The following is a 21,375-nucleotide window of genomic DNA, read 5'->3' as shown; positions in this document are numbered from 1 at the left end:
GGGTAGGGTCGGGTCGTGCCCCTCGACGCCAGCCCCGTTCTCCAGGCCGCCTCGTTGACCCCGTACCAGGCGCTCGGGATCCCGATCGCGCTCGTGGGCGCCGTGTTCCTGTCCCTGGGCGCGCAGCTGCAGTCGCAGGGCGTGGCGAAGATGGAGGCGCGCGGGAAGAAGAGCACGGCGGGCCTCAGCCTCCGCCAGCTCGGCGCGCTGCTCGGCCGCCCGTCGTGGGTCGCCGGCACCGTGATGCTCGGCCTCGCCATCGTGTTCCAGCTCGCGAGCCTGCGCCTCGCGCCGCTCATCGTCGTGCAGCCGCTCGGCGCGGTGGCGCTGGTCGTGACGGCGATCCTCAACTCCCGCGCCACGGGGAAGCGCCTCGACCGCAAGGCCAAGCGGGCGGTCGGCCTCTGCATCGGCGGCGTCGGCCTGTTCGTGGTGTTCGCGGCCGTCTTCGCGAAGGAGACGCCCATCCGCACGCCCGAGCTCATCACCATCCTGGTGATCCTCGGCCTCGTGCTCGCGCTGCTCGGCGGGCTGTTCCTCTACTTCCGCCGCCACGTGCGCGCGATCTTCTACATCATCAGCGCGGGCGTGCTCTACGGCTTCGTCGCGACGCTCGCCAAGGTCGTCATCAACCGCCTCACCACGGGGGACTTCGACGTGCTCACCGCGGTCTGCATCGTCGCCCTCGTGGCCGCGACCCTCCTCGGCGCGTACTTCGTGCAGACGGCCTACTCGTCCGGCCCGCCCGACCTCGTGATCGCGGGCCTCACGGTCGTCGACCCGCTGGTCGCCGTCTGCATCGGCGTGACCGTCCTCGGGGAGGCCGCGGACGCGCCGCTCTACGCCGGGGTGGCCTTCCTCGTCGCGGGCGCCGTCGCGGTCGCGGGGGTCTTCCAGCTCGCGAAGCACCACCCGCACGCGTCCTGAGGGCTCCCGCCGCCGGGTCGCCGAGCCGGTGACCGCGCCGCGGCCGAGGGTGCCGCGAGCCCGGTGCGCCGTCGGGCCGCCGCCGGGACCGTGCGATACGTTGCTCTGCGACACCCGGCCCGCGCCACCCGGATCCACGTGACGCGCCCCGGACGCCGACACCACTGGAGAGACACTTCTTGCCGAACACCTCAGGGCAGACCCCGCGCGAGCCGACCGCCTCCGGTCGCCCCCTGCGCATCCTCATCGGCGCGGACACCTTCCCGCCGGACGTGAACGGGGCCGCGCGCTTCGCCGAGCGCCTCGCCGGCGGCCTCGTCCGCCGCGGCCACGAGGTGCACATCGTGGCGCCGGCGGCGAGCCGCAAGCACGGCACGTGGACCGAGGTCCACGACGGCCAGGAGATGACCGCGCACCGCCTCCGCAGCTGGCGCTGGTACCCGCACGACTGGCTGCGGTTCGCGCTGCCGTGGACCGTGAACCAGAACAGCGCCCGGATCCTCGACGCCGTGCAGCCCGACGTCGTGCACTTCCAGTCGCACATCGTCACGGGCCGCGGCCTCAGCATCGAGGCCGAGAAGCGCGGCATCCGCATCATCGGCACCAACCACTTCATGCCGGAGAACATGCTCCAGCACACGCTGCTGCCGGTCGCGTGGCAGGACAAGGCCATCACGATGGCGTGGAAGGCCGCGCGGCGCACCTTCGGGCGCGCCGAGGCCGTCACGACGCCCACCCGCCGCGCCGCGCAGTTCCTCGAGCGCTACACGGGGCTCCAGGGGGTCATCGCCATCTCCTGCGGCATCGACGCGGCGAACTACACGCCCGACTTCTCGCCGCGCACCCGCAACCGCATCGTGTTCGTCGGCCGGGTGACGGGGGAGAAGCAGATCGACGTGCTCCTGCGCGCGTTCGCGATCCTGCCCGCGTCCCTCGACGCCGATCTCGAGATCGTCGGCGGAGGAGACCAGAAGGCCGCGCTCGAGAAGCTCGCCGTCGACCTCGGCATCGCGGACCGCACGACGTTCACCGGCTACGTGTCCGACGAGGAGCTGCGCCGCGCCTACACGCGGGCGACCGTGCTCGCCATGCCGAGCATCGCCGAGCTGCAGTCCATCGTCACGATGGAGGCGATGGCCTCCGCGCTGCCCGTCGTGGCCGCCGACGCCATGGCCCTCCCGCACCTCGTCCACGACGGCGAGAACGGCTACCTCTTCCGCCCCGGCGACGTGGACGACCTCGCGGCGAAGCTGCGCCAGGTGCTGGAGCTCCCCGAGGAGGATCTGCAGCGCATGAAGCGCGAGAGCCTCGCGGTGGTCGCCACGCACGACATCGAGCGCACGATCTCGACGTTCGAGAGCCTGTATCGTGGCGAGTCCGTGGCCGCGCCGGTCACGGACGAGGCACGCGGCGTGACGGACGGCTCAGGCGCCGCCTAGCCCCATCGCCTCGGGGCGGTAGCTCAGCTGGTCAGAGCAGCGGACTCATAATCCGTCGGTCATGGGTTCAAGTCCCATCCGCCCTACTCCCACGCCGCGCTCCTGACCACCGGTCGGCCGCGCGTCACCCCTCGGACTGGGGTGCGCTCACCCCCCTATCACGGTGCCGAGCCGAGCGCCACGGCGATGTCCCCTGGATTACCATGGGTATCGAAATCACCCCGGTCGCGGGGCTCCCGAGGGCCGCCGACGACTGCCACCGGCCACCCGCCGACGAGGCGCCCGCGCGCGCGTCCGGCCCGCCGCCACCCGCGAGGACACGATGACGAGCACGCGACCCACCCGCACGAGCCGATCCACCGCGGTCGCGGCGGAGGGAGCGAGCACGAGGTCGTTCCGCGGGGACATCCAGGGCCTCCGCGCCCTGGCGGTGATCGCCGTCATCCTCGACCACCTGCTCGCCTGGCCGTCCGGCGGCTTCCTCGGCGTCGACGTGTTCTTCGTGATCTCCGGCTTCATCATCACGTCCCTGCTGCTGCGCCAGCACGACAAGCTCGGCCGGATCTCGTTCGTCGACTTCTACCGCAAGCGCGTCAAGCGCATCCTCCCGGCCTCGACCGCCGTGCTCCTCGTCACCGTGCTCGCGAGCTGGATGGTGTTCCTCTCCGGCCGGGCGTCGGCGATCGCGTGGGACAGCGTCGCCGCGCTCTTCTTCGTCGCCAACTGGCGCTTCGCCGCGACCGACACCGACTACTGGGCCGCCGACAGCGCCGTCTCGCCCGTGCAGCACTACTGGTCGCTCGGCGTGGAGGAGCAGTTCTACGTCGTCTGGCCGATCCTCCTCACGCTCGGCCTCGCGCTCTCGCTGCGGTTCCGCGGGCCGGGCCGCTACCGCGGGATCCTCACCGCGATCCTCGTCGTCGTCACGGCCGGCTCGTTCGCGTGGGCCATGGCCGACACCGCGGGCGATGCCGCGGTCGCGTACTTCTCCACCTTCTCCCGCGCGTGGGAGCTGGGCATCGGCGCCCTCCTCGCCGTCGCCACGCCGCTGCTGCGCCGGATCCCGGACGCCGCGCGACCCGTCATGGCGTACGCGGGCCTCGCCGTCATCGCGTACGGCCTCTTCGCGCTGAGCAGCGCGTCGCCCATCCCCGCACCCGGATCCGCGATCCCCGTCGTCGGCGCCGCGCTCGTCATCGCCGGCGGGACGGGCGGCGCGCAGCGCTTCCTCTGGCCGCTGACGAACCCCGTCTCCCGCTACCTCGGCGACATCTCGTACTCGCTGTACCTCTGGCACTTCCCCGTGATCGTGATCCTCGCGGCCGTCGCCGACACGACCGAGCTCGGCTACCCGGTCATCGTGCTCGTGCTGACCCTCGGCCTCTCGGTGCTCTCCTACCACGGCCTCGAGGACCCGATCCGCCGCTCGCTCTGGCTCGAGCCGGGCGCGGCCGCCCGCCGGAAGAAGGGGCGCGCGCGCCGCCGCCCCGGCTTCGGCGCGTCGACCGGGACGAAGGTCGCCGCCCTCGGCACGGCCGCGCTGCTCACGGTCACGTTCATCAGCCTCGCCGTCGTGCGGCAGCAGGAGATCCAGGAGGCCTCGCGCATCGCGCCCGGACCGGTGGCGTCCGGCGAGGAGGATCCCGCCGACCCCGCCGTGCTCGCGGCCGGCGACCTCGGCGCGCTGCAGGTGCAGATCCGCGACGCCCTCGGGGCCACCAGCTGGCCCGCGCTCGACCCGGCGATCGACGGCCTGGAGAAGTCCGCCGTCCCCGTGGAGGACGGCCAGGGCTGCGGCCGCACCGACGTGGCGGACCCGCGCTCGTGCTCCTTCGGCGACAGCCGGAAGCCGACGATCATGGTCCTCGGCGACTCCACCGGCATCACCCTGCTGCCCACCGTGCGGGCCATGTTCGAGGCGACGCACCACATCCGCGGGCTCACCTTCGCCGGCTGCGCCGTCATGGACGTGAAGTGGGACTTCCCGGACGCGTCCACGAAGAGCGGGTGCCTGGACTTCCGCGCGCAGGCGATCGCCGCCATCCAGGAGGAGAAGCCGGAGATCCTGTTCGTGAGCAACAGCTACGGGCAGATCCTCAAGCTCGCGTCGAAGGCGACCGGCGACGACGCCGTGGCCGAGTGGTCGGCCGGCGTGCAGAGCACGGTCGGCCAGGTGCGCGACAGCGTCGGCAAGGTCGTCCTCGTCTCGTCCCCTCCCACCGGCCAGCCGCTCGAGACGTGCGCGACGAAGGTCTCGACGCCCGCCGACTGCCAGGCCTCGATCCCCGGCGCCTGGAAGGTGGGCGACCGCTCCCAGCGCGACGCGGCCACCGCGCTGGGCATCGCCTACCTCGACACCTCCTCGCTGTTCTGCTGGGAGGAGCGCTGCCCGTCCTTCGTCGGCAGCACGCCCACCAAGCGCGACAGCGTGCACACCACCCCGCAGTACGCGGCCGTCATCACGCCGGCCTTCCGGCAGATGCTCGACGAGGCGCTGGCCGCCGTACCGGCCTGATCCGCGGGAGCGCGGCCCGTTCCCCGGAAGGCCCCCGCGGACGACGGAGGCCGCCGCGCGGATGCGCGACGGCCGTCGGGTCGAGCAGGAGCGGCTACTCCCGGAGCGTCGTGATGTGCTCCCGGTACCACTCGACCGTGGAGCGCAGCCCCTCGTCGAGGCCGATGGACGAGGTCCACCCGGCGTCGGCGAGCTTGGAGACGTCCAGCAGCTTCTGCGGCGTGCCGTCGGGCTTCGCGGCGTCCCACTCCGTGCGGCCCTCGTAGCCGACGACGCGGGCGATGGTCTCCGCGATCTCGCGGATCGTGACGTCGCTCCCGGTGCCCACGTTGACCTGCTCGGGCCCGTCGTAGTGCTCCAGCAGGTGGAGGCACGCGGCGGCCATGTCGTCGACGTGCAGGAACTCGCGGCGCGGGGTGCCGGTGCCCCAGTTCGTCACCGACTCCGCGCCGGACGCGCGCGCCTCGTCGTAGCGGCGGATGAGCGCCGGCAGCACGTGCGAGCCCTGCGGCGAGAAGTTGTCGCCCGGCCCGTACAGGTTCGTCGGCATGGCCGAGATCCACGGCAGGCCGTACTGGCGGCGCACGGCCTGGATCTGCATGATGCCCGCGATCTTGGCGATCGCGTAGGCGTCGTTGGTGGGCTCGAGATGGCCGGTGAGGAGGCTGTCCTCCGTGATCGGCTGCGGCGCGAGCTTCGGGTAGATGCACGAGGAGCCGAGGAACAGCAGGCGGTCGACGCCGTGCGCGAGCGCGGCGTCGAGCACGTTGACCTGGATCCGGAGGTTGTCGCTGAGGAAGTCGACCGGGTACGTGCTGTTCGCGAGGATCCCGCCGACCTTCGCGGCCGCGAGCACCACGTGCACCGGCTCCTCCTCGGCGAAGAACGCGAAGACCGCGTCGCGGTCCTTCAGGTCGAGCTCGGCGGAGGTGCGGCCGATCACGTCGGTGAACCCCTCCGCCTCGAGCCGCCGGACGATCGCCGAGCCGACGAGCCCGCGGTGGCCGGCCACGTACACGCGGGCCGAGCGGTCGAGCGGCGCGGGCGTGAACGCGACGGCGTCCCGCTCGTCCGCGCCGGACGCGGGGGCCGCGCTCACGCCTGGACCGCGGTCGCGTCGGCCGTGCCCCAGCTGGCGAGCTTCACGGAGTCGATCCACGGGCGCCCCTCGGCCTCGAGCGCGGCGATGTCCGCGTCGACCATGATCCGGGCGAGCATCGTGGTGTCGACCGTCGCCTTCCAGCCCAGCTTCTCCTCCGCCTTCGTGGCGTCGCCCACGAGCGCGTCGACCTCGGTGGGGCGGAGGTAGCGCGGGTCGAACCGGACGTGCTCGCTCCAGTCGAGCCCCGCGTGGGAGAACGCGGTCTCGAGGAAGTCGCGCACCGTGAAGTTCCCGCCGGTCGCCAGCACGAAGTCGTCCGGCTCGTCGGCCTGCAGCATCCGCCACATGCCCTCGACGTACTCGGCGGCGTAGCCCCAATCGCGGATGCTGTCGAGGTTGCCGAGGTAGACGTGGTCCTGCGTGCCCGCCTTGATGGCGGCGACCGCGCGCGTGATCTTGCGCGTCACGAACGTCTCGCCGCGGCGGGGCGACTCGTGGTTGAAGAGGATGCCGTTGACGGCGAACATGTCGTACGCCTCGCGGTAGTTCTTCGTGATCCAGAAGCTGTAGAGCTTCGCGGCCCCATAGGGCGAGCGCGGGTAGAACGGCGTGGTCTCGCTCTGCGGCGGGGGAGTGGCCCCGTACAGCTCGCTCGAGGAGGCCTGGTAGAAGCGGGTGTCGATGCCCGAGAGGCGCACGGCCTCGAGCAGGCGGATGGTGCCGGTGCCCGTCGTGTCCGCGGTGTGCTCCGGCTCGTCGAACGACACGCGCACGTGCGACTGCGCGGCGAGGTTGTAGACCTCGTCGGGCTGGATCTGCATCATCAGCGTCGTGAGACGCGACCCGTCGCTCAGGTCGCCGTAGTGGAGGAAGAGCTTCGCGCCGTCCTCGTGCGGGTCCTGGTACAGGTGGTCGATGCGGGACGTGTTGAACGTCGACGAGCGGCGGATGAGGCCGTGGACCTCGTATCCCTTGGCGAGCAGCAGCTCCGCCAGGTACGAGCCGTCCTGCCCGGTGATGCCGGTGATGAAAGCCTTCTTGGCCATGGATCCCCCCAGATTCTCATGCGATGCGACGCGACGGCGGCGGGGCAGTCGCCCGGCGCGGCCGTCCGTCCGCTCGAATCTAACGTGAGGGCGGCGCTCGACGGCAATCGGGGTACGGCGCCGCGCGGTGCGTTAACGACATCGAAACCTGCAGGCACCAGAATGGGGCCATGGGGGATTTGAGCATGACCGACGCTGCGCGCACGCAGACGGCGGACCTGGGGGGCCTCACGGTCTGCCTGGTCGGCATCAACTACTGGCCGGAGACCACGGGCATCGCGCCGTACACGACCGCGATGGCCGAGGCGCTCACCGACGCGGGGGCGTCGGTGCACGTGGTCACCGGGATACCGCACTATCCGCAGTGGAAGCTGCAGGACGAGCGGTACGCCGAGGGCAGGCGCTGGGAGGAGATGCGCGACGGCGTCCGCATCACCCGCGTCCGCCACACCATCCCGGAGACGCCGGACCTCGTGGGCCGGGCCAAGCTGGAGGCGAGCTTCCTGCGCGGAGCGCTCCGCGAGGTGCGCCGGGACACGAGCGAGATCGTCATCGCGGTCACGCCGTCGCTCGCCGGCCTCGCCGCCGGCGCGCTCGGGCGGGGACGCCGTCCCTTCGGCGTCCTCGTGCAGGACCTCACGGGCAACGCCGCGGGCGAGTCGGGCACCACGGGGGGCCGCGCCTCCCGGCTCATCGCGTCGGGGGAGTACGCGCTCCTGCGTCGTGCCGACCGGATCGGCGTGATCACGCCCCGCTTCGGCGACCTGCTGATCCAGCAGGGCCTGCCCGACGGATCCATCTCCGGGCTCCCGAACTTCACGCACATCACGCCGGTGGACGTCTCCACCGCGGCCGCCCGCACCCGTCTCGGCTGGAGCCGCGACGCGTTCACCGTCGTCCACACGGGCAACATGGGGATGAAGCAGGGGTTGGAGTCGGTCGTCGAGGCCGCGCGCCTCTCGGACGCGCGCGACCTCGGCATCGAGTTCGTGCTCGTGGGCGACGGCAACCAGCGGGCCGCCCTCGAGGCGCAGGGCGCGGGGATCCGCTCGCTGCGCTTCGTGCCGCCGCTCGACGGCGACGACTACCCGTACGCGCTGGCCGCGGCCGACGCGCTCCTGCTCAACGAGAAGCCCGGCGTGCGCGAGATGAGCATGCCGTCGAAGCTCACGTCGTACACGAGCAGCCGACGCCCGATCATCGCCGCGGTCGAGGACGGCGGCATCACCGAGAGCGTCGTGCGCGAGCACGGGGCGGCGGCCATCATCCCGCCGGGCGATCCCGAGCGGCTCCTGCAGGCGGCACAGGACCTGCGCGCGGACACCGAGGGCGCCGCGGTGCTCACGACCGCCGCGCAGCGGATGTACCAGAACCGCTACTCGCCCGTCAGCGCCCACGCCAGGTACGTGCGCTTCGCGCAGTCGCTGGCGACCATGGGCGCCGGGGTGCGGGCGTGACGGCGGCGCCCGATCCCACGACCGACGTCCCGGTGATCGACCTGTCGCTGGCTCCCGGCGAGCGCCAGGCCTGGGACCGCCCGAAGGGCACGGTCTACCTCTGGGCCGTGGTCGAGCTGCTCCTCGTCACGAACCCGTGGCAGATCAGCTCGTCGCTCCGGGTCAGGGCCCTCCGCGCGTTCGGCGCCGAGATCGGCGACGGCGTGGTCTTCCGGCCCCGCACCCGCGTCAAGTTCCCGTGGAAGCTCCGCATCGGCGACCGCTCGTGGATCGGCGAGGGCGTCTGGTTCCACAACCAGGACCTCATCACCGTCGGCCACGACGTCGTCCTCTCGCAGGAGACGATGCTCACCACGGGCAGCCACGCGCACCGGCGCGACATGGCCCTCCTGACGCGCCCCATCGTCATCGAGCCGGGTGCGTGGATCACGTCGCGCTGCCTGGTGCTCGGCGGCGCGCACGTGGGCCGCTCGGCGCTCGCCCGGCCGATGACCGTGGTCGCGGGCGACGTGCCCGCGGGCGCGATCGTCTCCGGCCCGGAGTGCGCCGTCGTCGGGTCCCGCTTCCCCGGACGACGCTGACGCGCACGTCCCCGCGCCTCCGGCGCGCCCGGCGCACCGCGCCCACCACCTTTCCCGCCGGCGACCGCACCTGCGCGTCGCCGCCCCGAACGAAGGCTGCATCATGAACGGACTCCTGCTCGATCCCTCCATCTCGTCCGCCAACATCGGCGACCAGATCATCCGCGAGAACGTCCTCCGGGCGCTCGACGGCGTCGTGCCGATCACCGGCACCCTGCCCACGCAGACCCGCCTGACCCGCAGCCAGCGCCGGACCGCGTCCGACGCGGAGCTCGCGATCGTGGGCGGCACGAACCTCCTGTCCTCGAACATGCCCTGGTACCGCCAGTGGAAGCTCGACCCGCTCGTGGCGCGCAGCCTCCAGCACAAGGTCGTCCTGCTCGGCGTCGGATGGTGGCAGTACCAGGACGAGCCCAACCGCTACACGACGCGCATGCTCCGGGAGGTCCTCTCCCCGGACCTCGTGCACTCGGTCCGCGACGAGTACACCAAGGTGCGCCTCGAGCGGATGGGCTTCCGGGTCGTGAACACCGCCTGCCCGACCATGTGGGGGCTCGACCGGCACAACGGCGTCGAGAGCCCGCGCCCCGCGCAGGCGATCCTGACGCTCACCGACTACAACCGCGACGTCGCGGAGGACGAGTGGCTCATCGCCCTCGCCGCCGAGCACTACGAGCGCGTCGTGATCTGGCCGCAGTCGATCCGCGACGCGGCCTACGCGCGCACCCTGACGGGCGACTTCACGATCGCGGAGCCGACGCTCGCGGCGTACGACGCGCTGCTCGCCGTCGGCGACTCCGACTACATCGGCACGCGCCTCCACGGCGGCGTCCGCGCGCTCGAGACGGGGGCGTGGGGCGTCATCGTGGCCGTCGACAACCGGGCGCTGGAGATCAGCCGCGACACCGGGCTCCCCGTGCACGCCCGCGGCGAGCGGGATGCGATCCGCGCCACCGTCGAGCGCCGCGCGCCCCTGGACGTGCGGCTGCCGTACGACGAGATCCACGCCTGGAAGGCCCAGCTCCCGGTGGCCGGATGAGCGGCGTGCCCGCCCCGGGGCCGGGTGCCGCCGCTCCGCCTCTCCGCGTCCTCCACCTCAGCGTGCGGCTCGGCGAGGGCGGCGCGGCCGGCGTCGCGCGGACGCTGATGCACGAGCTGGGCGAGCTGGGCGTCGCCGGGTCGTTCGCCTACGGGTACGGGCCCGGCGGCCGCGATTCCGGCGGGGCGGACGCCCGCGCGTCGCTGCGCGTCACGTCGCGGCCCCGCGCGGCCCTCAACATGGCGGCGCACCTCGTCGTCGGCACCGAGGTCGTCCGTCCGGCGTCGGACCGCCGCGAGGAGCTGCGCGCGGCCATCGCGGCCGCCGACGTGGTGCACCTGCACATCGTCCACAGCTACTGGCTGCCGCCGCGCTGGCTCTTCCGCGAGATCGCCGCGGCCGGCACGCCCGTGGTGTGGACGCTGCACGACCAGTGGATCATGACGGGCCGCTGCGCCCAGCCCGGCACGTGCCGGCTCTGGGAGGACGGCTGCCCGCGCTGCCCGGACCTCCAGGCCTACCCGCCCGCCCGCGTCGACAACGCCGCGCGCGTCTTCACGCGGCGACGCGAGGACATCGCCGCCCTGCGGCGCGCCGTGCCCTCGGCCGTCGTGGCCTGCGCGCACTGGCTCGCGGCGGAGGCGACGACGGCCGGCTTCGACGACGTGCGCACGATCACGAACTCCGTCGACCGCGCGTTCTGGTCGGAGGCCACGGCGGCCCGGGTACCATCGGACGCACCCCGCTCGGGGGCGCTGTTCATCTGCCGCGACCTCCGGGATCCGGCGAAGGTCGACTGGGACGCGCTCCGTGCCATCGCCGCGGGCACGACCGAAGGGCTCACCATCATGGGAGACGACGCACCCGAGGACGCCCCCGGCGCCGCGCGCCTGCCGGCCACGAGCGATCGCGTCGAGCTGGCGCGCGTGATGCGGCGCCACGACCGCCTCGTCTTCACCTCCCGGGTCGACTACTTCCCGCTCACCGTCTCCGAGGCGCTGACGGCGGGCATGCGGGTCTTCGCCGTCGACTCGCCGGCGATCCGCGAGTTCGGCGACCACCCCGACGTCACCGTGGTGGGCACGGGCTCCGAGCTCGCGGCGGCCCTCCTCGCGGACGAGCGCGCGGGCGACCGCGCGGATCGCGCGACGCGCGACGTCCGCCGTTTCGACCCGCGGCGCATGGCCGACGAGTACCGCGCGGTGTACGAGGAGCTGGTGTCCGCGTGACCCGCAGCTATCGGCGCGAGGCGTGGCTCATGGGCGTCGCCGTGATCGGCCAGCACTTCATGATCGTCCAGGCGGCCGGCTACCCCGTCACGCTCGGCCTGCTGGTGGGCGTGCCCCTGATCCTCCTGCTCTCGCGCGGCGGTTACGCGCGCCGCCTCATCCTCGCGCTCTGCGCGGTCGTCGCGCTCACCGCGTCCGCGGCGCTCATGACCGGCATGGAGGGCAGCGATCCGCTGTCGTTCCTCCGCACGCTCGCCCTGTTCATCCTCGCGGTCATCGTGATCGTGGCCGGATCCGCGGGCCTCGACCCCGGCTTCATCGCCTCGCGGGCCTTCTCCACGTCGATCTCGGTCATGCTCCTGCTGGTCGTCGGCCTCTCCGTCCTCCAGGTCGCCGCGGGGACGCTCGGCAGCGAGGCCTTCTTCAACGTGTTCGGGCGGTTCCAGTACCTGTACGAGTACCAGCCCTACCTCCAGTTCAATCCGATCCCGCGCGCGCAGGGCTTCTTCCTCGAGCCGTCCTACGACGCCTTCGTCATCGGGACCCTCACGCTGATCTCGCTGCTCACCGGGCGTCACTTCCGCGGCACGATCGCGGTCGGCATCCTCGGCGTCCTCATGTCGCGCTCCGCGACGGGGCTCCTCCTGCTGCTCATCATCGGCGTCGTCGTCGCCCTCCGGTCGCGACCGGGCGCGAGCATCGTCGTCCTCAGCGGCCTCGCGGTCGTGGGCGTCGCCAGCGGCACCTACCTGCAGTCCCGGCTCGAGAGCTTCAGCACGTCCGGATCCAGCACGAACTACCGGCTGGTGGCGCCGCTGCAGGTCCTCAGCGACACGCTGCTCCACACGCCCATCGGCCATGCGCTCGGCTCGGTGTCGAACATCCTGCTGGGGTACGACCTCTACAACGGCGCCGAGCTCGGCACCTCGCTCGACAACGGCCTGTACGTGCTGGTGTTCTACTTCGGCTGGATCGGCCTGGTGCTCATCGCGGCCCTCGCCGTGATGGCGCTCCGGGCGATGATCCGCAGCGGACGATCCACCTGGGGAGCCGTGGCTCCGCTCTGGCTCTTCGGCACCTTATTCTTCTCCGGCGGGATCATGCTGCCGGAGTACGCCGTCATGACCGCCCTCCTCATCGCGACGCTCGTCGCCCGCAACGAAAGCCTGGTCGCTCCGCATGCCGGTACCCCCTCCGCTCCTGTCCGTCGTCGTGGTCACCTTCCGGGACCTGCCGGGGCTCGGCAGCACGCTCGGGTCGGTCCGCCAGCTCGTCCATGACGCGGGCGACGCGATCGAGGTCATCGTCGTGGACGGCGGCACGGGGGAGGGGCTGCACGATGTCGTGACCGGCTCCGGCGTGCCCGTCGACCTCTCCAGCGGCCCCGACGACGGCATCTACGACGCCATGAACGCGGGCATCGCGCGCTCGACCGGCAGGTTCGTCTGGTTCCTCAACGGCGGCGACCGGTCCCACGTCGAGTCCTGGGAGCTGCTCTCCGGCATCCTGCGCGCGGCGGGCGACGACGAGCTCCTCCTCGGCGACTACCTGCTCGACACCGGACACGGCGAGATCCTCCGGAAGGCCCGCCCGCCGTTCTACATCCACCACGGCCTGCCCACCTCGCACCAGGCGATCCTCTACCCGGGATCCCGCATCCGCGGCGCGCGCTACGACCTCCGCTTCCGCGTGGTCGGCGACTACGAGCTCACCGCCCGGCTGCTGCGATCCGGTGTCCGCCCGGTCGTGGTCCACGTCCCGCTGGCGGTCTTCGCCGCGGGCGGGATGTCGCAGGTGCGCGCCAAGGAGATCGCCGTCGAGGCGGCCCGGGTGCAGACGGAGACGCTGCGCACGCCCGCGCCGGTCCGCTGGGCGAGCCGGGCGCTGCACACGGCGAGCCGCATCCGACGCACGGTGCAGACGTCGTGAGCGCCGCCGACGAGCGCGGCCGCTGGGCCGCCGACCGGGCACGCTACGGCCGCGGCGCCTGGCTGCTCCAGCCGTCGTTCTGGGCGGTGTCCGTCTACCGGTACGGGCGCTGGACGCGCACCTGCTCGCGGGCCGTGCGCCTGCCCGCCCACGTGCTGTACGTCGCGCTCTACAGCGTGGTCCGGCTCGTGACGGGCATCGACATCCCGCGGTCGGTCGAGATCGGGCCGGGCATCATGATCCACCACTTCGGCACGGTCATCGTCCACCCCCAGGCGCGCATCGGCGCCCGGTTCACGATGCGGCACGGCGTCACGATCGGCGCCAAGAACGGCGACGACGTGCCGGTCATCGGCGACGACGTGCAGGTGGGCGCGTTCGCGCAGATCCTCGGTCCCATCCACGTGGGCGACGGCAGCACCGTCGGCGCCATGACCCTGGTGCTCCGCGACGTCCCCGCCGGGGCCACCGTGGTCGGCGTCCCGGGACGCGTGCTGTGACCGCACGCCGCACCGCCGCCCGGCCGGGCGCGCGGTGAGCGCCGACGACCGCGCGGCCCGGGGAGCCCGGAGCCGCGACTCCTCGGTCTGGCCGCTCGCGGCGCAGGCGATCATCGCCGCGGTCGGCCTCGTCGCCGCCACCCTCGCCGCGCGGCTGCTGGGACCGTCGGACTACGGCGTGTACTTCCTCGCCCTCACGGTCACGGCGTGCGTCGCGGTCCTCTTCGACATCTGCGTGCCCCAGGCCGTGCTCACGCACACCCCCGGCTACCTCGAGTCGGCGCGCACCTGGCGGCGCATGGCCGTCGTCGTCGCGGCGGGTGCGGCGGCGCTCACGGCCGCGGTCGCGCTCGTCGTCGGTACCTCGCTCGACGCGGACGTGATGTGGGTGATCCTGTGCGCCGCCCTGCCCGTCACGATGGCGTCGATGACGCCCCGCGCCTTCCTGATCGCGGCGCGGCAGCTGCGGTACGTCTCGCTCGTCGACCTCTCCAGCGTGCTGGTGGGCAACGTGATCGCCATCGGCGCGCTCGTGCTCACCGACAGCCTCTGGGCCGCCGCGAGCAGCCAGCTCGTCATCGCGGCCGTCCGCTGGCTCGCGTTCGAGGCCGCCTGGATCCGCCGGGGGAGGGCGGACCTGCCCGCGCGCGTCCCCATCCGCCCGGCGGCACGTCAGCTCTACACGTCGATGCACGGCACGTACCAGAGCCAGCTCGCCGGCTTCGCCGCCCGCAACGGCGACAACCTGCTCGTCAGCATCCTGCTCGGACCGATCGCCCTCGCGCAGTACTCCCGGGCCTACTCGTTCCTCATCGGCCCCCTCCAGCAGGCGCAGCAGGCGCTCAACCCGATGGCCATCCGCGACCTCGCGGTGGCGCGCCTCGCGGGTCGTGCCGACGACCAGCTCCGGCGCCTGGCGGCGGTCGTCATCGCCGTCGGCGTGCCGTTCGCGCTCGCGATCTCCCTGAGCGGCCCGCATCTCGTCCAGGTGCTGCTCGGTGACGAGTGGCGCACGGCCGGAGCGCTCATGCCGCTGTCCTGGGGGCTCGCGGCGTCGATGATCGTGGCGATCCCCGCGCGCTGGGCCCTCGTCGCCGGCCACCACTCGCGGGCCCTGACGGTCGACGCCGTCCTCAACTACACCGTGCTCGCCGGCGTGGTCGTCGGCGCGCTGACCGGCGGCCTGGCGGGCGTCCTCGTGATCAACTCGTTCATCGTCTCGCCGGCGATCACCATCACCGCCTGGTGCATGCTCGGCCCGGTTCCCCGTCGGCTGTTCCTCGCGCGCCTGCTGCCCATGGCGGTCGGACTGGGCGGCCTGACCGCCCTCGTCTGCATCGTGGTCGGCGAGTTCGTCGGATCCAGCCTGGTGGAGACGATCCTCGACCTCGGCATCGGCGGACTCATCGCGGTGGCCGCGTTCGCCGTGATCATGCGGCGACGACGCGCGGCCTAGTCGCCCCGGCGTCCGCTCAGTACGCGCCCTCGCGCGCCAGGACGGCCTTCGCCGTCTTCCACAGGATGACGAGGTCTCCCACGATCGACCAGTTCTCGACGTAGTACAGGTCGAGCCGCACGCTGTCCTCCCACGAGAGGTTCGAGCGGCCGCTCACCTGCCAGAGGCCCGTGATGCCCGGCTTCACGAGGAAGCGCCGGTGCACCTTCGTCTCGTACTCCTCCACCTCCCGGGCGAGCGGAGGCCGCGGTCCCACGAGGGACATGCTGCCGTTCAGTACGTTCACGAGCTGCATGAGCTCGTCGAGGCTGTAGCGGCGGAGGAACCGGCCGATGGGGGTGACGCGCGGGTCGTCCTTCATCTTGAAGAGCACGGAGTTGCCCGCGTCACGGGACTGCTGCTGGAGCTCCCGCAGCCGCGCCTCCGCGTCCGTCACCATGGTGCGGAACTTCAGCATCTGGAACGGGCGGCCGTTGATGCCCACGCGCTCCTGGCGGAAGAGCACGGGACCCGGGGTGCTCAGCCGGATGGTGATGGAGATGGCGAGGAACAGGGGCGAGGCCACGACGAGGATCAGCAGGCTCGCGACGATGTCGAACGCCCGCTTGGCGAAGAGCTTCGTGCCCTCGTAGCGCGGGGTCTCCACGTGGATCAGCGGCAGTCCGGCGACCGGGCGGGTGTGGATCCGCGGCCCGCCGATGTCGGTCAGGCTGGGCGCCACCACGAGGTGCTGGCGTCCGGGCTCCAGCGACCAGCTGAGCTCGCGGATCCGCTCGGGCGACAGCTCGTCGTTGCTGGCGATGACGATGGTGTCGGCGTCGACCGCGCGCATGGCGGCCTGCAGGTCGTCGAGCTTGCCGAGGACGGGGATGCCGGTGCCCGGCAACGTCGCCGCGATGACGCCGGACGGGATGCAGGCCCCGACCACGTGGTAGCCGGCGTAGGGCTGGCGCGCGAGCTCGCGGGCCAGGAAGCCCGTCGACGCCTCGGACCCGATCAGGAGCACGCGGGACGAGTACCGGCCCTTGGCGCGCTGCACGTTGAGCCACTGCCGCCACATCCATCTGCTGAGCACGAGGGTCACGAGCCCGAGGGGGAGCGCGATGATGATGTAGCCGCGGGCGAAGTCGATGCGTCCGAGGAACGCCACGATGGCGACCAGCCCGAACAGCCGGACCGTGGCGTCGAGGATCAGCCGGTACTCCTGCGGCCCCGTGCCCAGCACGCGATAGCCGCGGGTGCCGTACAGGCCGAGCGCCACCATCCAGCTCGCGACGATGACGACCGAGATGAGCGAGTAGCTGACGGCCGCCCCCTCGTAGTCCCCGTTGAAGGCGACGTCCGAGGTCTCCATGCCGAACCACGCGATCTGGACGCCGAAGACGACCCAGACGAGGACGAGGAGATCGGTGACGGCGAGCCCCACCGCGTAGATGCGGCGCCAGTCGTGCGCCCGTTGGCCGTCCGCCTCGGTGAGCGGTCCGGCGTCAGCGCGCAGGCCCTTCGCGGACCTGTCGATGATGCGTCGACGGGTGCCGGTCTCCCGTGCTCCCGTGTCCTGCGTGGTCTTCTGTTCGATCATCGTCCCCCCAAGCCGATGGTGCGTCCCCCTGAGGCGTCGTCGGCTCTTGGGATCGACACTACAGGCGTTGCCGACGATGCTCCGCTGCGCATGTCGGAAGCGGCCGTGAGGAGACCGTCGGGGGACACGGGACCCGCGGGGGACAGGAGCGTCCCGCCCGGATCAGATCCGTGTCCACGCACCTCCGTCGCGACGCGTGATGCTCGCGCGGGGGATGTCGACGAGCTCACCCGCCCGGGACCGGACCGCACCCGCTATGCGCTCGGCCGCGGCGTCGTCGTCCGCGGTGAAGCGGACGGTGAGGCGGGGCTCGCCGCGCACGACCTGGATGTCGTTCGCCTCGAGGGTGGCGATCCGGGCGGCCTCGGCGGCGGCGGCGGGGAGGACGGCGGCGGGGTCGGCGCCGGGACGCAGCGCGCCGACGGTCATGGTGATGCGATAGGAGGGCACGGTCCATGGTCCCGCACGCACGAGTGCTGCGTTAAATGGAGAACGGCCCCGACCACATGGTCGGAGCCGTTCTCGGAAGCTCAGCGTGCTGCGCTCACCAGAGGCGAGCGGGTGGCATTAGAGCGGGCGGATGTTCTCAGCCTGGGGACCCTTGGGGCCCTGGGCGACCTCGAACTCGACCTTCTGGTTCTCGTCGAGCGACTTGTAGCCGCCCGTCGCGATCGCGGAGTAGTGAGCGAACACATCCGCGGTTCCGTTGTCGGGAGCGATGAAGCCGAAGCCCTTTTCAGCGTTGAACCACTTGACGGTGCCTGTTGCCATGACGAAATTTCCTTCAAAAAGAGATGCATCGATCCCGGGACCCGGGACCGCGGGTCGTCTGCCCCTCGTGATGCTTCCGGCGGACCGGGCGGATCGTGAGGACCTGACGACTTGTGTCCAACCCTAGCGGGTGAAACCGCGCCAGCGGGGGATGCGGGCACATTCTCGTCGGTTGTTTCCCTCCGAGTCGCCGTGAGGGGGAGCGGCGGGGCCGACGGGCGCGTCCGACGTCGGACGCGCACGCGATGATGAGGGCATGCACATCCTGGTCGCGCGGACGCCCTCCGGCGTGCGGCTCGTCGACCTCGATGCGACCGGGACCGTCACGGCGACGCGGGACGTCCCGTCCGCCGGATGGCCGGCGGTCGCCGCCGTGCGTGAACGCGCCGAGCCCGCGCCGCGGTGGGTGTGGGACGACACCGCGGTGTGGGCGAGGGGGCTGATCGCCGCGGGCGTCCGCGTCGCCCGCTGCCACGACCTCCGGCTCTGCCACGCGATCCTCCGGCTCTCCACGCAGACCGCGGACAGCGACCTCGCCAGGCTCCCCGTCGGCGCATGGGATCGACCTGCCGTGCAAGAACGGGAGCCATCGGCCACGGCGACGCTCTTCGACGACCTCGACGCACCGGAGGGCCGTTCACCGAACGAGCTCGTCGCCGAGCTCCGGCGGCAGCTGGACGCCGTCGCGGGCAGCGCTGAACCCGGCCGCCTGCGCCTCCTCCTCGCCGCGGAGTCGGCGGGCGCCCTCGTCGCCGCCGAGATGTCGGCCGACGGGCTGCCGTGGGACACGGCCGTCCACGACGCGCTCCTGGTCGACCTGCTCGGGGGACGGCCCGCGCACGGCGGCGCGCCGCCCGCGCTGCTGCGCCTCGCCACGCGGATCCGGGAGGCCCTCGCCGCCCCCGACCTCAACGTCGACAGCCCGCCCGACGTGCTCCGGGCGCTCCGCCGCGCCGGCATCGACGCGACGAGCACGCGGCAGTGGGAGCTGCAGGAGATCGACCATCCCGTCATCGCACCGCTGCTGGAGCACAAGAAGCTGTCCCGCCTCCTCACGGCCAACGGGTGGACGTGGATGGAGACGTGGATCCGGGACGGCCGCTTCCACCCCGAGTACGTGCCGGGCGGGGTCGTCACCGGTCGATGGGCCGCCAGCGGAGGGGGCGCGCTGCAGCTGCCGCGCCAGATCCGGTCGGCCGTCCGGGCGGATCCCGGCTGGCGGCTCGTGGTCGCCGACGCCGCGCAGCTCGAGCCGCGCGTCCTCGCGGCCCTCGCGGAGGACCGCGCCATGGCCGACGCGGGTCGCGGCACCGACCTCTACCAGGGCCTCGTCGACGCCGGCGTCGTCGACACCCGCGCGCACGCCAAGGTCGCGATGCTGGGCGCCATGTACGGCGCCACCTCCGGCGAGAGCGGACGCCTCATGCCCCGGCTCGTCCGGGCCTACCCGCGCGCGACCGGATTCGTGGAGCGCGCCGCGCGGGCGGGGGAGAGCGGGGGCGTCGTGAGCACGCGGCTCGGGAGGTCGTCGCCGCCGCCCGGCGACGCGTGGGTGGACGTGCAGCAGATCGGCCGCGCCGGGGAGGCGTCCGCGGCTGACGCCGCCCGAGCGCGCACGTCCGCTCGCGATCAGGGCCGCTTCACCCGCAACTTCGTCGTCCAGGGCAGCGCCGCCGAATGGGCGCTGTGCTGGCTCGCCGGGCTCCGGCGCCGCCTCGCCGCGATGGAGCGGCCGGGATCACGTCCGCACCTCGTCTTCTTCCTGCACGACGAGGTCATGGTGCACACGCCCGACGACCGCGTCGACGAGGTGGGCCGTGCCGTGGCCGAGGCCGCCGCGGAGGCCGGCCGCCTGCTGTTCGGCGACGCACCCGTCGACTTCCCCGTCACCATCGCCGTCGTCGACGACTACGCGCAGGCCAAGTGAGCCGCGCCCGGACACGACGACGCCCGACCCCTCGGGGGACCGGGCGTCGTCTGCTCGCGGGGAGGCTCAGCCGCCGGATGCGACGTCGCCCTGGTGGTCGTCACCCTCGCCCGTGTTGCTCCCGGAGCCGTCGGGGGTGGACCCGTCCGAAGCGCTTCCCGTCGTGGTCGAGGAGGACGACGACTCCTCGTGCTCCTCGATGTTCGTCGTCGTGCGGTCGTCGTCGGTCGGGGTGCTCTCGTGATCTGCGCTCATGCCCCGACCGTACGCTCGCGCTGCTCGACGGGGAACCCCGCAGCCGGACGCGCGCCGACTTGGCCCCTGCCCCGCGTGCGGCGAGGATGTACGCATGACCGATCCCGCCCCCGCCGCCCCAGCTCCCACCGACCCGGCGGAGGTGCTCGCCGTCTACCGCTCGCGTCGCGAGCAGATGGTGGTCCTGCCCCAGGGCAACCTGGCCCTCGTCAACACGCAGTGGATCTCGCACGACGCCGCTCCGCAGCCCGTCTACGGCATCCCCGGCACCTGGTCGCCCCTCGAGCCCGGGACCTCCGGCCTCCGCGTCCAGGCGACCGCGGCCGACGGCCTGCACGTCGACGGCGTCCTCGTCGACGGGGAGGCGATCGTGCGCGGCCGCGACGACCCGCAGCCGTCGTCCGTCGTCGCGAGCGACACGGTCTCGGCGTTCGTCATCGCGAGCGAGGAGGGAGCGTACGCGCTCCGCGTCTGGGACGCGCAGTCGGACGCCATCCGCGACTTCGGCGGCATCGACGCGTTCCCGTACTCGGAGGAGTGGGTCGTGGAGGCCGACTTCACGCCCATCGAGGGCGGACGCGCGATGGGCTTCGAGCACCTCAAGGACGACGGCGCCACCAAGGACAAGATCGTGCCCGGTGAGATCACGTTCGCCAAGGACGGCGTCGACTACTCGCTGGCCGCCTTCCGCGAGGGCCGAGCGCTCCTGCTGGTCTTCTCCGACGCCACGAGCGGGGAGTCGACCTACGGCGTGGGCCGCTTCCTCATGGTCGCGCCCTCGCCCGACGGGACGATCACGCTGGACTTCAACCGCGCGTACCTGCCCCCGTGCGCCTTCAGCTACAACTTCAACTGCCCGATGCCGCCGAAGCAGAACCGCTTCGCCGTGCCCATCGAGGCGGGGGAGAAGAACGTGCTCGCGAAGGACGGCGGGCTGCTGCACTAGGTCAGTCGGCGGACCCATCCGGAGCGCGCGCCGGGCGCCCCCGGCGGGGAGCGGCGGCCAGTCCCGCGGGCCGCGCGCCCGTCGCGCGCGCATCGCCGATCCGACTCTCGGCGGCGTCGAGCCAGGCCAGGCGCGCGCGCAGCTGCGCCTCCTGCGCCTCCACGGACAGCAGGCGCGCGAGCGCGTGTCCGCCGGTGTCCGCCTCGAGCCGCTCTCGCGCTCGCGCGAGCGCAGCCGCCTCGGCGAGCGAGCACTCGCGCTGGACCCGGACGACCTCGCGCGCGTCGGCATCGGGGAGCGACAGCGCCAGGGTGACCTTCACCACGAGCTCGTCGCGGGCAGGGACGGCGCCGATGCTCGCGGAGAGCCACGCCTCCACCTCCTCCGTCCCGGCCGCGGTGATCGTGTACGGCACGTGGCCCGCATCGTCCATGGCGCCCTTCACGACGAGACCGTCGCGCTCGAGCCGGTCGAGCGTGTTGTAGATCTGGCCGACGTTGAGCGGCACCGCGGTGCCCGTCCGCCGCGAGAACTCCGTCCGGAGCTGGTACCCGTAGCAGGTGCCCTCGGTGAGGACCGCGAGGAGCGCGTGCCGCACCGACATGCCCGCCTCGTCTCCCGGCCCGACGGGCCGACACCTGGAGCATAGGCATTCCCGGCATGCATGCCGGGGG

The 21,375-nt window shown here is 72.6% G+C and carries 20 protein-coding genes and 1 tRNA gene; 14 read left to right on the top strand and 7 right to left on the bottom strand.

Features of this window, described 5'->3' with window-relative positions; genetic code table 11:
- Window positions 1–15 precede the first annotated feature (15 nt).
- The 4 genes from ITJ44_RS01325 (at window position 16) to ITJ44_RS01310 (ending at window position 4,881) form a co-directional block, all read left to right on the top strand.
- On the top strand, window positions 16–927 hold the full coding sequence (locus ITJ44_RS01325) for a DMT family transporter (protein ID WP_194632993.1): 912 nt from the start codon (window positions 16–18) through the stop codon (window positions 925–927).
- A 179-nt stretch (window positions 928–1,106) separates the two neighbouring features.
- Window positions 1,107–2,366: a glycosyltransferase gene (locus ITJ44_RS01320; protein ID WP_194632992.1), complete on the top strand. Its 1,260-nt coding sequence runs from the start codon at window positions 1,107–1,109 to the stop codon at window positions 2,364–2,366.
- 12 nt (window positions 2,367–2,378) lie between these two features.
- Window positions 2,379–2,452 (top strand) — tRNA-Ile (locus ITJ44_RS01315).
- A 236-nt stretch (window positions 2,453–2,688) separates the two neighbouring features.
- A complete protein-coding gene (locus ITJ44_RS01310) occupies window positions 2,689–4,881 on the top strand; it encodes an acyltransferase family protein (RefSeq protein ID WP_194632991.1) in 2,193 nt (730 codons plus the stop codon).
- A 94-nt stretch (window positions 4,882–4,975) separates the two neighbouring features.
- Here ITJ44_RS01310 and ITJ44_RS01305 read toward each other — a convergent pair whose 3' ends face one another.
- On the bottom strand, window positions 4,976–5,980 hold the full coding sequence (locus ITJ44_RS01305; RefSeq protein ID WP_370551592.1) for a GDP-L-fucose synthase family protein: 1,005 nt from the start codon (window positions 5,978–5,980) through the stop codon (window positions 4,976–4,978).
- Entirely contained in the window at window positions 5,977–7,029 is a 1,053-nt protein-coding gene (gene gmd, locus ITJ44_RS01300; RefSeq protein ID WP_194632990.1) for a GDP-mannose 4,6-dehydratase, read from the bottom strand. Before gmd ends, ITJ44_RS01305 begins: the two co-directional genes overlap by 4 nt.
- Window positions 7,030–7,214: 185 nt before the next feature.
- Here gmd and ITJ44_RS01295 point away from each other — a divergent pair, with 185 nt between their 5' ends.
- The 8 genes from ITJ44_RS01295 to ITJ44_RS01260 all read left to right on the top strand — a co-directional run bounded on the left by ITJ44_RS01295 (window position 7,215) and on the right by ITJ44_RS01260 (window position 15,220).
- Window positions 7,215–8,486 carry a glycosyltransferase family 4 protein gene (locus tag ITJ44_RS01295; protein WP_228494455.1) on the top strand — a complete coding sequence of 424 codons (1,272 nt, stop codon included), beginning with the start codon at window positions 7,215–7,217 and terminating at the stop codon, window positions 8,484–8,486.
- A complete protein-coding gene (locus ITJ44_RS01290; RefSeq protein WP_194632988.1) occupies window positions 8,483–9,067 on the top strand; it encodes an acetyltransferase in 585 nt (194 codons plus the stop codon). Before ITJ44_RS01295 ends, ITJ44_RS01290 begins: the two co-directional genes overlap by 4 nt.
- 103 nt (window positions 9,068–9,170) lie before the next feature.
- A complete protein-coding gene (locus tag ITJ44_RS01285) occupies window positions 9,171–10,106 on the top strand; it encodes a polysaccharide pyruvyl transferase family protein (RefSeq protein ID WP_194632987.1) in 936 nt (311 codons plus the stop codon).
- Window positions 10,103–11,335, top strand: a complete 1,233-nt coding sequence (locus ITJ44_RS01280; protein WP_194632986.1) for a glycosyltransferase — start codon at window positions 10,103–10,105, stop codon at window positions 11,333–11,335. Before ITJ44_RS01285 ends, ITJ44_RS01280 begins: the two co-directional genes overlap by 4 nt.
- Window positions 11,332–12,615, top strand: coding sequence for a putative colanic acid polymerase WcaD (locus ITJ44_RS01275; protein ID WP_194632985.1), 1,284 nt, complete (start codon window positions 11,332–11,334; stop codon window positions 12,613–12,615). The genes ITJ44_RS01280 and ITJ44_RS01275 overlap by 4 nt, the downstream gene beginning before the upstream one ends.
- A complete protein-coding gene (locus tag ITJ44_RS01270) occupies window positions 12,548–13,264 on the top strand; it encodes a glycosyltransferase (protein ID WP_370551591.1) in 717 nt (238 codons plus the stop codon). Before ITJ44_RS01275 ends, ITJ44_RS01270 begins: the two co-directional genes overlap by 68 nt.
- The gene (locus ITJ44_RS16090; RefSeq protein ID WP_194632983.1) at window positions 13,261–13,764 is read left to right on the top strand and encodes a serine acetyltransferase; all 504 of its coding nucleotides are present in this window, start codon (window positions 13,261–13,263) and stop codon (window positions 13,762–13,764) included. The genes ITJ44_RS01270 and ITJ44_RS16090 overlap by 4 nt, the downstream gene beginning before the upstream one ends.
- 34 nt (window positions 13,765–13,798) lie before the next feature.
- On the top strand, window positions 13,799–15,220 hold the full coding sequence (locus tag ITJ44_RS01260; RefSeq protein WP_194632982.1) for an oligosaccharide flippase family protein: 1,422 nt from the start codon (window positions 13,799–13,801) through the stop codon (window positions 15,218–15,220).
- A gap of 16 nt (window positions 15,221–15,236) precedes the next feature.
- On the opposite strand, the gene ITJ44_RS01255 is transcribed toward ITJ44_RS01260, so the two are convergent.
- The 3 genes from ITJ44_RS01255 to ITJ44_RS01245 all read right to left on the bottom strand — a co-directional run bounded on the left by ITJ44_RS01255 (window position 15,237) and on the right by ITJ44_RS01245 (window position 17,573).
- Entirely contained in the window at window positions 15,237–16,802 is a 1,566-nt protein-coding gene (locus ITJ44_RS01255) for a sugar transferase (RefSeq protein WP_194632981.1), read from the bottom strand.
- Window positions 16,803–16,964: 162 nt separating this feature from the next.
- Complete coding sequence (locus ITJ44_RS01250; protein ID WP_194632980.1) at window positions 16,965–17,252, bottom strand: hypothetical protein; 288 nt, start codon at window positions 17,250–17,252, stop codon at window positions 16,965–16,967.
- A 117-nt stretch (window positions 17,253–17,369) separates the two neighbouring features.
- Window positions 17,370–17,573 carry a cold-shock protein gene (locus ITJ44_RS01245; RefSeq protein WP_012038298.1) on the bottom strand — a complete coding sequence of 68 codons (204 nt, stop codon included), beginning with the start codon at window positions 17,571–17,573 and terminating at the stop codon, window positions 17,370–17,372.
- A 256-nt stretch (window positions 17,574–17,829) separates the two neighbouring features.
- On the opposite strand from ITJ44_RS01245, the gene ITJ44_RS01240 reads away from it, so the two are divergent.
- Window positions 17,830–19,500, top strand: coding sequence for a bifunctional 3'-5' exonuclease/DNA polymerase (locus tag ITJ44_RS01240; protein WP_194632979.1), 1,671 nt, complete (start codon window positions 17,830–17,832; stop codon window positions 19,498–19,500).
- 66 nt (window positions 19,501–19,566) lie between these two features.
- Here ITJ44_RS01240 and ITJ44_RS01235 read toward each other — a convergent pair whose 3' ends face one another.
- The gene (locus ITJ44_RS01235) at window positions 19,567–19,755 is read right to left on the bottom strand and encodes a hypothetical protein (RefSeq protein WP_194632978.1); all 189 of its coding nucleotides are present in this window, start codon (window positions 19,753–19,755) and stop codon (window positions 19,567–19,569) included.
- A gap of 94 nt (window positions 19,756–19,849) precedes the next feature.
- On the opposite strand from ITJ44_RS01235, the gene ITJ44_RS01230 reads away from it, so the two are divergent.
- Entirely contained in the window at window positions 19,850–20,701 is an 852-nt protein-coding gene (locus ITJ44_RS01230) for a DUF1684 domain-containing protein (RefSeq protein ID WP_194632977.1), read from the top strand.
- Window position 20,702: 1 nt separating this feature from the next.
- Here ITJ44_RS01230 and ITJ44_RS01225 read toward each other — a convergent pair whose 3' ends face one another.
- A complete protein-coding gene (locus tag ITJ44_RS01225) occupies window positions 20,703–21,305 on the bottom strand; it encodes a PadR family transcriptional regulator (RefSeq protein ID WP_194632976.1) in 603 nt (200 codons plus the stop codon).
- Between the last annotated feature and the right edge of the window lie 70 nt (window positions 21,306–21,375).

The organism is Clavibacter sp. VKM Ac-2873, from assembly GCF_015351075.1.
Classification (GTDB): domain Bacteria; phylum Actinomycetota; class Actinomycetes; order Actinomycetales; family Microbacteriaceae; genus Clavibacter.
Note: the sequence above shows the minus strand (reverse complement) of the source record. Positions and strands in the feature narration are given on the sequence as shown.

Bases quoted from the DNA above. Each gene is read 5' to 3' on its own strand.
- ITJ44_RS01310 (WP_194632991.1), top strand. From the start codon at position 2,689: ATGACGAGCACGCGACCCACCCGCACGAGCCGATCCACCGCGGTCGCG.
- gmd (WP_194632990.1), bottom strand. From the start codon at position 7,029: ATGGCCAAGAAGGCTTTCATCACCGGCATCACCGGGCAGGACGGCTCG.
- ITJ44_RS01295 (WP_228494455.1), top strand. From the start codon at position 7,215: ATGACCGACGCTGCGCGCACGCAGACGGCGGACCTGGGGGGCCTCACG.
- ITJ44_RS01285 (WP_194632987.1), top strand. From the start codon at position 9,171: ATGAACGGACTCCTGCTCGATCCCTCCATCTCGTCCGCCAACATCGGC.
- ITJ44_RS01280 (WP_194632986.1), top strand. From the start codon at position 10,103: ATGAGCGGCGTGCCCGCCCCGGGGCCGGGTGCCGCCGCTCCGCCTCTC.
- ITJ44_RS01255 (WP_194632981.1), bottom strand. From the start codon at position 16,802: ATGATCGAACAGAAGACCACGCAGGACACGGGAGCACGGGAGACCGGC.
- ITJ44_RS01245 (WP_012038298.1), bottom strand. From the start codon at position 17,573: ATGGCAACAGGCACCGTCAAGTGGTTCAACGCTGAAAAGGGCTTCGGC.
- ITJ44_RS01240 (WP_194632979.1), top strand. From the start codon at position 17,830: ATGCACATCCTGGTCGCGCGGACGCCCTCCGGCGTGCGGCTCGTCGAC.
- ITJ44_RS01235 (WP_194632978.1), bottom strand. From the start codon at position 19,755: ATGAGCGCAGATCACGAGAGCACCCCGACCGACGACGACCGCACGACG.
- ITJ44_RS01230 (WP_194632977.1), top strand. From the start codon at position 19,850: ATGACCGATCCCGCCCCCGCCGCCCCAGCTCCCACCGACCCGGCGGAG.
- ITJ44_RS01225 (WP_194632976.1), bottom strand. From the start codon at position 21,305: ATGTCGGTGCGGCACGCGCTCCTCGCGGTCCTCACCGAGGGCACCTGC.